Raw genomic sequence first — 12,903 nt, forward strand, 5'->3', positions numbered from 1 at the left:
TAGTTTCATTATTATTCGGTAATGATGAGGTGACTGAAGATGCAGCGTAAAAGAAAAGTAGTTTTGTTTACTCTTGGGGTAATGCTCATTGCCGTTGTATTCATATGTAGTTGGTTTAGACCCGAAGCAGTTAAAGAACGAAATCTTGATTTTTTAAAACATGAAGCTGCGGAATTTATACGGGAGAAATCAGTTGGTAATATTTTCTCGTATAAAAAGTTTGAGTCTGGGGAATATAGGACCCATACTTGCAATTTAAACGACGTGTATATATCTGGTCCAATTTTATCAATTGTAGAGAAAGACAATGAATTATTAGACGGTGGCATTTCGTGGGTTGTAAGTGTTAATGGAGAAATCATTGGAACAATCGAGCAAGATGCCGCTTTATATTCAGTTTCTCTCTCATCACAAGATTTTGATCAATATATTCTTTATGGGACTGCTTACGTTCTGCAAGCTATAAGCACTCGCAAATTACCTGCCGTCTCCTACTATGAATACGATACAGATGGTGGAGGAACCTTTCTGTCTGATAATATACTTGCGACATTTAATTACGGCACAGGAGACTATGGTTTTGATAAAGCATTCAGCAAATTTCCTTCTGCCAGTTCATTGATCACTTCTCGCTTAGGTTCAGAGTATCTTGATTTTATGGCAAACAAAGAGCGTGTTGTAGATCTTCCGTAAGACATAAAAAATGCGCGCTTCAGAATTATTTTCTAAAGCGCGCATAAACTTTTTTCAAAAAAACCTAGTAGTGGATGATAATTGGATCTCCATCTTTGGCAATATCAAAGAGTTTTTGAGCGTTTTCATAGCTTAGGTTGATGCAGCCATGACTACCGCCAGTTCTGTAGATGTTTCCACCAAACGCACTTCTCCATGGAGCGTTGTGAAAACCAACTTCCTGACCTTTTACACCCAACCAGAAGTCAACGTGTGCATCCCAACCTGGTTTGCCATTCTCGTCATTTGGACCAAGAAGACGAGCGTTTCTGATATGACTGGTAATATACCAGACTCCTTCTGGAGTGTTGTGATGTCCGTCTGGGATACCAGTTACTACATCGGCTTCCCAAAGAATTGTTCCATCATCACCATAAAGGACAGCATGCTGAGTGGTAAGGTCAACGTCAATATAACGACCGCCCCAGTCCTGCTCGCCCTGTTTAGTAAATTTATCAGCCGACTGTTTTGTAGGCAGTTCAATCTTTGTTGCCTGACCGGCAGACAGACCATCAGAGATAGCTTTTACAGCAGCATCGTTATCAATAACCCAGCCGTATGCACCAGCAGCCTTTGTAGTGAATTCTTTTCCATCCCAGCGCTTATACGTTCTTGAAGTTCCGCGAGTATCTACTGCAGGTGCAAGTGTCTCGTTGACCCATTTGGTAATAGCGTCTGTATCAAATGAAATAGAGAGATTCTCATCAAACTTAATCCAGCTAGCAATGGTGTCTTGGTCAAGCTGATATGCAACAGAGTCACCCAACATCAAATCAACCGCAGAGGTAACGTAGGAATTAGCAGTCTTTAAGGCAGCATCAAGGTCTTCTGCGCTCATAAGGCTTTCTGGGCCAAGCTGTACGGTAGTAGTCAGATTATCAAAAGCGGTTTGCAAGTCTTTATGGACACCCTCAAGAGATAGTCTTGTGGCAATAGCATCATCAGCAAAAATAAACTTTTTAGCCGAGCTATCGTAGGTAATTCCATTGTTTTCAAGAGCTTGAGCAGATTCTTTTGCCTGCTCAATTCTTTGGTTAAAAAGTGCGTCTGCCTTGCTTGTATCGTACGAAGCGGTAGCGTGTGGGCTCAAGGACCTGCTACGAGTAAGCTCCAGTGGCCACATCCAAGGATTTTGCTGGCTAATAGCATCGCGAGCATATCCTGCTGCGTCGTACTTCAAATCAATGTCAGAGGCCTTGATGGTTAAATCAACGCCGTTTCCAGAGACTTGTACGGAATAGTTTGAGGCCTCGTTTGCTCTAGAAGTCTGCAAATCTGAAGCTGGTTTTAAGGAGTAATCCTTACCATAAATGCTGGTTTGAGGCATAAAGAAGAAGTTAAAGAAGATTGCTCCACCCACATACACAAGGGCGAGAACACCAACGAGCACGGCAGGTATTTTCCACCACTGATGTTTCTTGTGGTTAACAGGAGCTTCTTCTTTTTCTCCAAGCTCAGCGCTATCAAGGGGAGCAATGACAGTTAATTCAGCTGCTTGCTCTTCTGGGGACTCTGTAGCTTGTGAAGAATCATTGAGCTGATTGGCTTTTACCTGCTCTTCATTAAGAGCAACGTACATATCAGTATCGCCAAGACTTGGAACTGAATCCTTAAGGGAAGGTGTCTTCTCTGTAGCTTCTTCTGAGGAAAGAGGCTGTAAGTTAGCGGTGTGAGAAGCAGAGCTTTTTGCAAAGTGCTTAGCCAAGGAGCACTCCTTATAAAATACGAAGTTACACAGCAACAATCAGTGTGTTTTGACCAACAAGCTTTCTGCAGTTGAGTCAAAGACACATCTATTTAGTGTAGTGCATATTCGCCACATATTTTATGGAACTTACGAGGAATTATTTTCCACAGGAGAAGAACAAAACTGGAGTAATATATACGACATTTAGAAATAATTATTTGCCAATTGCAAGGGGAGCAATAGCGTATGCCATCAACTAGAGTCAATAGTATCACGCAAAAATTTAGATGCGTTTGTACTGCTCTTGCTGTACTTCTTTTATGCATTTCAGCTTTTCCTAAAATTGCTGTAGCTACTGCATCAACTATTCAATCAAATTCCCATTCTGCTAATCAGTTGTTGCTGCATACTGATGTCAAATCGTATGAACTTCTACCTTCTGATTTTGCGCCTCTTGTGGGCAATGATTCAACTTCGTTTGATAACCTTGAGCAAGTTAAGCCTTATGAGGCAGTTAACCCTGATTCTCATCCAAACTTTAGCAAGGTAAGTGATTTTGTTTACCTAGATAGAGACCAGTTTGACTTGTCGCTTTTCTCGCCAGATGATTCCTTGAGCTATACAACAGATGATGCAGCGGTAGATGCATACATTCAGACTCATCCAGAGCTTGCCGGTGTGACTGATCGTAGAATTTTGCTTCCGGCGTTTGAATTTGATTCAGACAATGATATTCAGGCTCACAGAGACAGAATTAATTCATACATTGCTCATGGTCAGCTGGCACAAGGGTCGGTTGGTCAAGATAATACTGCTGTTATTGATACTAGTTTGTCTATGGGTCAGTATAAGCTGGAAAAAACGCTCTCGTATGATCAAGAGCATGGCTTCTATTACATCTACACCATGCACGTGGGTATATCTGACATTGACCGTAATCTCACAACGTTTGTTGATAGCAACGGAAATAAGACTGAAAAACAAGGTCTGTTCCAGGCTCCAGAGGTAGTGGGTAATGACATTCTTGACCACAAAGAAGTTGACTCTTATACGATTTCCGCTGGTTATGATGGTGATGGTAATGTTGCTCGTCCAACTACGTATGTAACGCATATTACGTATTACTACACGCTTGCACACACCGCATATGTTTCAGATACTGGAACTACTTTAAAGCCTATTGACGCTGGTCTTCAGAATGCGCCAGCTACCATCTCTTCTTACAACTATGATCACACGGTTGATGCAGGTACAAGGCGAGTATTGGATATTGATGCCGTGACAGCTCGCCTTATGGCTGAGATTCAATCACAAGATGTTACTCAGCTTTTCCCTGTTAGTGCTGCTACTCATAATGGAGATATTGCTATCAGCAGAACTCCTGGTGGTAACACTTACGATATTCAACTGTTTGAAAACGGCCAATTTACTGTTGATTTGAGCTATCTGCCAGATGGCACACCTCGTGTTGTTGATGCCGATGGCAATGCTGTTTATTTCTCAAACCATTTCAAGGATGTTGTCTATTCTTCATACCAAGATGACACCTTGCCTGTTGGTCAGTATCGAATTGAATATCTGCTTACTCCAACATCTGCAGATCCAGATCACTTTGATTCATACCAGCATTTAAAGGTCAATCTTGTTATTGGAACAAGTGATACTTCTCAGCCAGCCATTACTGCAAATTGGACTCACGTATACGTGAAGCAGCCTGAGACTACTCCGGAAACGCCCGAGACTCACACTCCTGAGAAGCCTCAGCAGACTCAGAAGAAGTCTTTGCTCCCTGATACTGCAGACTATTCTCAGGTTGCATTACAAGGGACGCTTATGGGCTCTTCTATCTCACTGATTTCTTTGAGTTTCTTCCTTAAGAGAAAACAGCTGCAGAAGTAATTCATGAATATATGACGTTGCTCTTGCCTCAAGAGTGAGAGAATACTGTCTATCAAGAGGCGAGAGGTACGTTATTTATGGCAACATATCCGGTTATTCATGTAGATTCATCTGACGACCATCGTCTTGATGTGTATGCTCGACTGACTGACAACCAGCTTCGTAATCGTCTTGATCCGTCCCGCGGTGTCATGATTTGTGAGTCACATTTTGTGATTGAGACTGCGCTTGCTGCAGGTTGTAGACCGCTCTCATTTCTTGCGAATACTTCTCATACAGACAATATTTTGCAAATTGTCGAGAAGTTCCGTCCTCTGTCAGACAAAACTTCCATTTTCATTCTTCCAGATGAGCAGCTCACACAGCTTATTGGCTACAAGATGAATAGAGGAGTGCTCTGCGCTATGAGGAGACCTCAAGGCGCAATGCTAGAAGAGATTCTAAGCACGTCAAAGCATATTGCCGTTCTAGAAGATTTAGTAGACGTCAACAACGTTGGCGCTGTCTTTAGGTCAGCTGCGGCTCTCAATGTAGATGCTGTGATCTTAACTGCTAAGTGCGCCGACAACCTCTCAAGGCGTGTCCTACGCGTTTCTATGGGAACGGTTCTTAATGTACCTTGGACTCGTTTGGATGAAGAGATAACTTCACTGGACCTTATTGAAAAGCTTAAAGCTCATTCTTTTACTACGTGTGCACTTGCGCTCACAGATTCTGCAGTACCTCTTAATAAAGAGCTGGTAAAAGGTAAAAAAGCTGCACTATTCTTTGGTAGTGAAGGCTATGGTCTTGATAAGAAAACCATTAAGGCTTGTGACATTACCACCATCATCCCCATGTCTCATCAGGTAGATTCACTCAATGTTGCTGCATCATCTGCTGTTGCTTTTTGGGAGCTCTTTGCTCGATAGCCTGGATGGAACATCTTTGCATATGGTACAAAAAACGGCCACCTACAACTGTAGGCGGCCGTTTAACTTTGCTTATGAGAAAAGATTACTCTGCTGAAGGAGTAGTGGAACCCTCTTCGTTAGTGTTCTCAACTACTGGTGCAAAGGTATTCTCGCGCTTGAGGATATTCATGAACTCCTCGCCGGTGATTGTTTCCTTCTTTTGCAGGTAGTGAGCAATCTCATGTAGCTTGAAGCGGTTCTCCTTAAGTGTCTGGAGTGCGCGCTGGTGTCCTTCTTCAACAATGCGCCTGACCTCGGCATCAATCTCTTCAGCTGTTGCCTCAGAACAGGTGAGGGAAGAGCCACCGCCAAGATAGCGGCTTTGCTGCTGGCTAAGGGTGACCATGCCAAGTTTGTCAGACATGCCGTACTGCGTGACCATAGCGCGAGCAATAGCTGTTGCACGCTCAATATCGTTGGAAGCACCATTGGTCATCTCGCCAAAGATAAGTTCTTCAGCTGCGCGTCCACCACAGAGAACAGCAATCTCATCCATTGCCTGACTTTTGCTCATGAGATAACGCTCATCATCCTCAACCTGCATGGTAAAGCCAAGAGCTCCGCCAGTACGAGGAACAATGGTGATCTTGGTAACAGGAGCATCATTTTTCTGGATGGCACCAACAATTGCATGGCCGGTCTCGTGATAAGCCACAACGTCCTTCTCGTGCTCAGAAAGAACGGTGTTCTTCTTCTTTGCGCCGGCAATAACAACGTCAACGGACTCGGTGAGGTCTTCAGTGGTAACACGACGACGGCCAAAGCGAACAGCGCGAAGAGCTGCCTCGTTGATGATGTTTGCAAGGTCTGCGCCAGATGCACCTGGTGTGGACTTAGCAATGATAGAGAGGTCAACACCTGGCTCCATCTTTACATCATTAGCGTGAATCTGAAGAACTGCCTCACGACCCTTAAGGTCTGGAAGCTCAACAGGAATACGGCGGTCAAAACGACCAGGACGCAGAAGTGCCTTGTCCAAGGTTTCTGGACGGTTTGTTGCTGCAAGAACAACAATACCCTTGTGGTTGTCAAAGCCGTCCATCTCGGAGAGCAGCTGGTTTAAGGTCTGCTCGCGCTCGTCATTGGAGTTAAGGGAAGCATCACGGCGCTTACCAACAGCATCAATCTCGTCAATGAAGATGATGCAAGGAGCTTTCTCATTTGCCTGCTTAAAGAGGTCACGGACTTTTGCAGCACCGCGTCCAACAAACATCTCAACAAACTCAGAGCCAGCAATCTGGAAGAAAGGAACGCCTGCCTCACCAGCAACTGCCTTAGCAATGAGGGTCTTACCAGTACCTGGAGGGCCTACAAGCAAAGCACCACGAGGGCAACGAGCACCAATTTCTTTGTATTTATCGGGAGTCTTAAGGAAGCTCACAATCTCTTGCATAGACTCTTTAGCCTCTTCTTGACCAGCTACGTCTTTAAACGTAATGCCTGTATCTTCTCCCTTAATTTCTTTAGCGCTTGAGCGGCCAAGATTGCCGCCAAGGCCACCAAAGCCACCGCCAAAGTTCATGGAAGGACCATCATCACCCATGGCGCGTTTAAGGGAGCGGTTAATAAAGTAGCCAATGCCTAAGAAGATAACAAGAGGGATGCCATACTGAATGAGGGCATACAGCAGCATGTTTGTTGAGTTGTCAGGAATAGAAGCCGAGAAATCAACTTTGTGGTCTCTAAGCGTCTGAACCAGCGTTGCATCATTAGGGAACTGCGTAGTCTCAAAGACCTTCTCTGAATCTCCAGAGCCTGTTGTGAACCTAATGTTTCTGTTGCCAGTATTAAGATCTACCTTGGTAACTTCATTGTTGTCAATCTTGTTAAGGAACTCACTGTACGAAACAGTTTGTACCTGTTGGCGTAAAAGTCCTGGTAATAATGTGTTGCTCAGCAGGAGATATACAAAGATGGCTACTGCAATATAGAGTAGCATCGACATAGATCTACGGTGCTTGTTATTGTTATCTGCCATACACGTCCCTTTACCTGTTTGGCTCAAATGTGATATGAGCTCACTTAGATATTAGGTTTGTTGTACCCACTCTTCTTTTTTTATTTCTACAAAACTTCAAAATTTGAATTCCGTGTAATTTGTTAAAAACGGTTTACGCGTACGTATTACTTAGTTCAATGAGTACAAGACGTGGTAGTATTACTAGCACAAGCTGTGATGAGGACAGTAGCTGGGTAGCGCAAATCTCAAGCGAGCGGAGTTGGTGGAAGTCCGCATTTGCGTCCGTGTGAACATCACCTCGGAGCTGCAGTTCAAACGTACAGGTTTTGTACTAGTAGATGCTGCCGGAAATGGTCGCCGTGACAGGCCAGCCGAGTAAACGGACATATCCGTCGCTGGGTGGTTACAACGAAGTGTATTGTGGCGCTTCGTCCCAGCTGTGAGGGACGGGCGCTTTATTTGTGCCCAGAAAGGTTGTGCTTGATGGCAAACGAGTACAAAAAGACCACCAACCTGCCAAATACAGGCTTTCCTATGCGCGCATCACTTGCGCAGAATGAGCCTCAGCGTTTGGCTGATTGGGACCAAAACAATGTTTATGAGCTTCTGATGAAGAAGAATGAGGGACATGACAAGTTTGTCCTTCATGACGGACCTCCTTATGCAAATGGTCCAATTCACCTGGGTCACGCACAGAATAAGATTTCCAAGGACATCATCAACCGCTATAAGGCTATGCAGGGCTTCCAGACCCCTTATGTTCCTGGTTGGGACTGCCATGGTCAGCCAATCGAGCACAAGGTTGAGCAGATGCTTGGCACAGAGAAGTTCAATCAGTTATCTACCGAGAAGATCCGTGAGCTTTGCCGCAAGATGGCGGTTGAGCAGGTAGATACTCAGCGTCAGGGCTTTAAGCGCCTTGGTGTGTTGGGTGAGTGGGACAATCCCTATCTCACCTACGTCAATGATTACGACGCTACAGACATTGAGATCTTCAAGGCAATCTACGACAAGGGCTCTGTGTATAGAGGCACCAAGCCTGTTCACTGGTGTACTCATGACCACACAGCTCTTTCTGAGGCAGAGATTGAGTATCACGATGTCACCTCAACCGCAATCTTTGTTCGTTTTGAGCTAACCACAGTTCCTGATGGTCTTGAGGCTTATGCAGGTAAGACCTGGGTAGACATTTGGACTACTACTCCTTGGACTATGCCAGCAGACGAGGCAGTTATTCTGCATCCAGAAGCTAACTACGTTGCTCTTGAGCTTCCTGATGGACACATAGAGATTGTTGCTGAGGCTCTTGCAGAGAAGGCTGCTGCCAAGTTTGGTTATACCGATTGGAAGCTGGCTCAGGACGCAGAGGGCAACACCTGGAAGAAGACTGGTGTTGAGCTTGCCGGCAATGAGTACAAGCAGCCAATCTTTGGCGATCTTGGCAACACTGGTAAGTTTATCTACGCAGAGTACGTTACCCTTGACGATGGTACCGGTGTTGTTCACTCCGCGCCTGGTCACGGTGTAGACGACTATAACGCTGGTGTTCGCTTTGATATCCCTCAGACCATGCCTGTTGATGATGACGGCCACTTCTTCAAGGGTGACGGTCAGGGCACTGGTGGCCCCTTCTCTGGTATGGAGGTCAATGAGGCTAACCCTGTCATTGTTCAGTGGCTCAAAGACCGTGGAACGCTCATTCTTGCGGAAGAGATTACCCACAGCTATCCACACTGCTGGCGTTGTAAAGAGCCTGTTATCTTCCGTGCAACAAGCCAGTGGTTTGTCTCCATGGATAAGACTGGTCTGCGTCAGCAGGCAGCAGAGGAGCTTACAAAGGTTAAGTTCTATCCTGCAAACGCGGTAAAGCGTATTGGTTCTATGGTTGAAGGCCGCCCTGACTGGTGCATTTCCAGGCAGCGTAACTGGGGTGTCCCAATCCCTGCTTTCACCTGCGAGGATTGTGGCGAAACCGTTATCAATGACCAGACACTTGACGCTGTCATCAAGCTTTTCCGCGAGAAGGGCTCTGATGCTTGGTTCACCGACGATCCTAAGACCTATTTAGGCGACGCTTGCGTCTGCCCTAAATGTGGCGGCCACAATCTCAAGGCAAACAAGGACATTCTGGACGTTTGGTGGGATTCAGGTGTTTCTCACACAGCTGTTTGTAAGCATCGTTCAAATCTTAAGTTCCCAGCTGATATGTATCTTGAGGGCTCCGACCAGCACCGTGGTTGGTTCATGAGTTCTCTCATGACTTCTGTTGGAGCCTACGGAGTTGCTCCTTATAAGTCTGTTGTCTCACAGGGCTTTACGCTTGATGGCCAGGGACGCAAGATGAGTAAGTCTCTGGGCAATGTCATTGATCCAAATGCCGTTTGTGCTGAGCGTGGCGCAGACGTCCTACGCCTTTGGGTTGCTTCTGTTGACACTTCAACTGACGTTCCTTGCGATGACGCCATTCTTTCCCAGGTAGGCGATGCATACCGTAGGTTCAGAAACACCCTGCGCTTCCTTCTTGGTGAGCTTGAGGGCCAGTTTGATCCTGCTACCGATGCAGTTGCTGTAGCGGACCTTGAAGAGTATGACCGTCTTGTTCTTGCACGTATGTGCGAGGTTCATGCTGCAGTCACTGAGGCTTACGAGGGATATCGCTTTAATAACGTCTTCCGTACCCTCTACGATTACATCATTGAGCTTTCCAACGGTTATTTGAACGCAACAAAGGACCGTATGTACTGCGATGCTGCAGATTCTGCAACACGCAGAAGCGCTCAGACTGTTTGGGCAGAGATTCTGTCCATGCTTGTTCATGACCTGCAGCCAATTCTGGTTTATACCACCGATGAGGCTATGCAGTTCCTGCCAGAGTCTATGCGTGACGGTCAAAAGTACGCAGCTCTTCTCGACTGGTATAAAGCTCCTATGAGCACTGACGAGTACACCGCACTGCTTCCTGCATATCAGGTACTGGTTGATGCTCGCGCCGCATACACTAAGGCATACGAGACCGCTCTTGAGGCAGGTGTTGTTACCGAGAAGACCACGCAGGCTACTCGTGCAGAGGTTACCCTTACCGCTGAGCAGGCTGCATCCATTTCTCATGCTGGCCTTGACTTTGCTGAGGCATTTGTCTGCTCTGAGGTTACCGTCTCCGAAGGTTCTGAACTTACCGTGAGCGTTTATCCTGCAAACGGCGAGCGCTGCGACCGTTGCTGGAACTATCGCGAGCTTGGTGAGGATCACCTTTGCCACCGCTGCCACGACGTTGTTGCGTAAATGAACACTGACCAGCAGCAACATACAACTCACACACTAGTGACCCGCCTTGCAGTTCTCTGCGGGGCGGGCGCTGTTGCCTGTGTGCTTGACCAGGTAACCAAGCTCTGCGTACGAACCTCAATTCCAGAGGGAACCACAGTACCTTTTATCCCAGGTGTTATGGAACTCTTCCACGTAAGTAACACCGGTGCAGCGTTTTCTGTAGGCTCTGGAAATGCCCTCTTTTTTGTGGCTCTCACTGCTGTGGTCATAGCCGCTCTGGTGAGCTTTGTAGTTCGCGAGAAGGACCTCCCGCTGCCGCTTATTGCGCTTTTGGGAGGCGTCGCAGGCGGCGGAATTGGTAACGCTATTGATCGTATTTTGTATGGTCAGGTTACTGATTTCTTTGCTACAACGTTTGTTAATTTTGCCGTGTTTAATGTGGCGGATATCTTTGTGACTTGTGGCATCCTTCTTGCTTTTGTGTACTGGATAATCTGGGACAAAAAGCAACAGCAGGGTAGTGGCAATGAATGAGCGTATCGTTGACATACTAGTTGGACCAGAAGGGGACGGCGTCAGATTAGATGCGTTCCTTTCTGCCCAAGATACACTTCCCTCAAGAAGTGCCTGCGCAAAGCTGGTAGAAGAGGGAAGAGTAACCATCAACGCTACGCTGGCTACCTCCAAGTCAGAAAAACTTATGTTGGGCGATAGGCTCTTAGTGTCTCTTCCAGACGCACAGCCTCAAACAGGACTTTTACGTCCAAACCCAGACATTCCCCTTGATATTCGCTTTGAGGACCAGTACCTCATAGTGCTCTCCAAGCAGATTGGCCTTGTATGCCACCCATCACCTGGCCACGTTGATGACACCCTGGCAAATGCCCTGGTAGCACACTGTGGCTACGAGCACCTAGGAATGCTTCAGGGTGAAGAACGTCCTGGTATTGTGCATCGTCTTGATATGGATACATCTGGTCTTATGCTGGCAGCAAAGTCAGACGAGGCGCAAAAGGCTCTTCAAGACCTCATTAGGCTGCGCGTGCTTGACCGACGCTACATTGTGCTGGTGCAAGGCTATGTTGCCCACGATTCTGGCACTATTGAAACGGGCATTGCTCGCTCAACGCGAGACCGTCTCAAAATGACCGTATCAGACGCGCCTGGTGCACGAGAGGCCATTACCACCTTTAGAACGCTTGAGCGCTTTGAAGCGGGCAGAAAAGGCGAGGGTTACTCGCTTCTTGAGTGCCATCTCTATACAGGTCGCACACACCAGATTAGAGTTCACATGCGCCACATTGGTCATCCTGTTGTCGGCGATCAGCTCTACGGTAAAAAAGATACAAGCCTTAACCTTGGCCTTAACAGGCAGTTTTTACACTCCTGGCACGTTCAGTTTGAGCACCCTTTTACGGGCGAGAATATCGTGGTAGCAGACACACTACCAAAAGACCTGCAAGAAGCCCTACTTTCTCAAAGCACTATGTCTATGGGAAGGACTTCTGTAGGAGATGAGATTTGTCCTCAATTGTAATATGACTAAAAAGTTTCGCTTCTCATTTCACGTGGTGTAATAGAAAAGTAGTCCTTAAATTTCCTATAAAACTCTGATGTTCCACCATAGCCGATCATTGAAGAAATAGTAGAGACAGGCAATTTGGTATGAATTAACAGCGTTTTTGCTCGTTCCATTCTTTGCTCTAAAACAAGTTCAGAAAAAGTCTTGCCACATTTTTGTCTGAGAAGTTCAGAGAGATAAGTTGGTGTATATGAGTATTTTTCTGAAAGTTTAGCAAGTGTAATACTTTCTGAATGAGCAGTAATTTCATTAAGGATAAGAGCGACCGTCTCATTAGTGTTACCTGGAGTGAACGTATAGTGAGCATCAGGAGAAAGGCAGGTAATAAGCGCAATAAGTAAGGAAGTAACAATAGCTTCCCAATTTGGTTTTCTCTCGGAATAGGTAATGATTATTTGAGTATAAAGTGTATAGATTTGTTCAATATCAGCTGGATGAATATTTTGCGGCAGTGTATTTTTATTTGATATAAGGTTTGTAGTAAAAGTAAAGAAATCTTCTGATGAAGGCATTAGAAAGAAAAGAAAACTTCCAAAATAGTTTTTACGAGCAAGTATTGAGAGACTCACAATGTCTTCTCCATAAGGTTTTGTAGAAAATTGGCCTAAATTTGTTAAATCAAAAGCAGAAGTGAGTGTAAAAAATCCTCTGATATGAGGGTTAGCAGATTCTTCTGTTTCGTAGTGTGCACTCAAAATGACATTTGAAGCGTCACCTTGAGCAAGAGAATTCCCATTGGCAAGTATATTTTGAAGTGCTTGAGTTAGTCGCTTTTCGCTCATAATCAGCCTTTCAACGGTATTTTCCTGCGTCAAATTATAGG

At 45.6% G+C, this 12,903-nt stretch carries 9 protein-coding genes; 6 read left to right on the plus strand and 3 right to left on the minus strand.

All coding sequences use genetic code 11. From position 1 onward, the window contains the following. Positions 1-39 precede the first annotated feature (39 nt). Positions 40-693, plus strand: coding sequence for a hypothetical protein (locus RWJ96_RS01845; protein WP_314018623.1), 654 nt, complete (start codon positions 40-42; stop codon positions 691-693). A gap of 64 nt (positions 694-757) precedes the next feature. On the opposite strand, the gene RWJ96_RS01850 is transcribed toward RWJ96_RS01845, so the two are convergent. Then, positions 758-2,437, minus strand: a complete 1,680-nt coding sequence (locus RWJ96_RS01850; RefSeq protein WP_314018624.1) for a L,D-transpeptidase — start codon at positions 2,435-2,437, stop codon at positions 758-760. A 228-nt stretch (positions 2,438-2,665) separates the two neighbouring features. On the opposite strand from RWJ96_RS01850, the gene RWJ96_RS01855 reads away from it, so the two are divergent. Both RWJ96_RS01855 and RWJ96_RS01860 read left to right on the plus strand, forming a co-directional pair. Beyond that, positions 2,666-4,318 carry a hypothetical protein gene (locus tag RWJ96_RS01855; protein WP_314018625.1) on the plus strand — a complete coding sequence of 551 codons (1,653 nt, stop codon included), beginning with the start codon at positions 2,666-2,668 and terminating at the stop codon, positions 4,316-4,318. A 77-nt stretch (positions 4,319-4,395) separates the two neighbouring features. Continuing rightward, positions 4,396-5,229 carry an RNA methyltransferase gene (locus RWJ96_RS01860; RefSeq protein WP_314018628.1) on the plus strand — a complete coding sequence of 278 codons (834 nt, stop codon included), beginning with the start codon at positions 4,396-4,398 and terminating at the stop codon, positions 5,227-5,229. An 85-nt stretch (positions 5,230-5,314) separates the two neighbouring features. Here the strand turns inward: RWJ96_RS01860 and ftsH are convergent, their stop codons facing one another. Further along, on the minus strand, positions 5,315-7,249 hold the full coding sequence (ftsH, locus tag RWJ96_RS01865) for an ATP-dependent zinc metalloprotease FtsH (RefSeq protein ID WP_314018629.1): 1,935 nt from the start codon (positions 7,247-7,249) through the stop codon (positions 5,315-5,317). Between the two features lie 465 nt (positions 7,250-7,714). Between ftsH and ileS the strand changes: the two genes are divergently transcribed. The 3 genes from ileS to RWJ96_RS01880 are packed head-to-tail and all read left to right on the plus strand — an operon-like array spanning position 7,715 to position 12,035. Further along, a complete protein-coding gene (ileS, locus tag RWJ96_RS01870) occupies positions 7,715-10,513 on the plus strand; it encodes an isoleucine--tRNA ligase (RefSeq protein ID WP_314018631.1) in 2,799 nt (932 codons plus the stop codon). Next, complete coding sequence (gene lspA, locus RWJ96_RS01875; protein WP_314018633.1) at positions 10,514-11,032, plus strand: signal peptidase II; 519 nt, start codon at positions 10,514-10,516, stop codon at positions 11,030-11,032. Beyond that, complete coding sequence (locus RWJ96_RS01880) at positions 11,025-12,035, plus strand: RluA family pseudouridine synthase (RefSeq protein ID WP_035428892.1); 1,011 nt, start codon at positions 11,025-11,027, stop codon at positions 12,033-12,035. Before lspA ends, RWJ96_RS01880 begins: the two co-directional genes overlap by 8 nt. 5 nt (positions 12,036-12,040) lie before the next feature. Here the strand turns inward: RWJ96_RS01880 and RWJ96_RS01885 are convergent, their stop codons facing one another. Next, positions 12,041-12,862 (minus strand): helix-turn-helix transcriptional regulator, encoded by an 822-nt coding sequence (locus tag RWJ96_RS01885; protein WP_314018636.1) that lies wholly within the window; start codon positions 12,860-12,862, stop codon positions 12,041-12,043. Positions 12,863-12,903 lie beyond the last annotated feature (41 nt).

The organism is Lancefieldella parvula, assembly GCF_963547875.1.
GTDB classification, from domain to species: Bacteria; Actinomycetota; Coriobacteriia; order Coriobacteriales; family Atopobiaceae; genus Lancefieldella; species Lancefieldella parvula_D.

Excerpts from the sequence above, each read along its gene's own strand:
- lspA (WP_314018633.1), top strand. The coding sequence starts at position 10,514 with ATGAACACTGACCAGCAGCAACATACAACTCACACACTAGTGACCCGC.
- RWJ96_RS01845 (WP_314018623.1), top strand. The coding sequence starts at position 40 with ATGCAGCGTAAAAGAAAAGTAGTTTTGTTTACTCTTGGGGTAATGCTC.
- ftsH (WP_314018629.1), bottom strand. The coding sequence starts at position 7,249 with ATGGCAGATAACAATAACAAGCACCGTAGATCTATGTCGATGCTACTC.
- RWJ96_RS01880 (WP_035428892.1), top strand. The coding sequence starts at position 11,025 with ATGAATGAGCGTATCGTTGACATACTAGTTGGACCAGAAGGGGACGGC.
- RWJ96_RS01855 (WP_314018625.1), top strand. The coding sequence starts at position 2,666 with ATGCCATCAACTAGAGTCAATAGTATCACGCAAAAATTTAGATGCGTT.
- ileS (WP_314018631.1), top strand. The coding sequence starts at position 7,715 with ATGGCAAACGAGTACAAAAAGACCACCAACCTGCCAAATACAGGCTTT.
- RWJ96_RS01885 (WP_314018636.1), bottom strand. The coding sequence starts at position 12,862 with ATGAGCGAAAAGCGACTAACTCAAGCACTTCAAAATATACTTGCCAAT.
- RWJ96_RS01860 (WP_314018628.1), top strand. The coding sequence starts at position 4,396 with ATGGCAACATATCCGGTTATTCATGTAGATTCATCTGACGACCATCGT.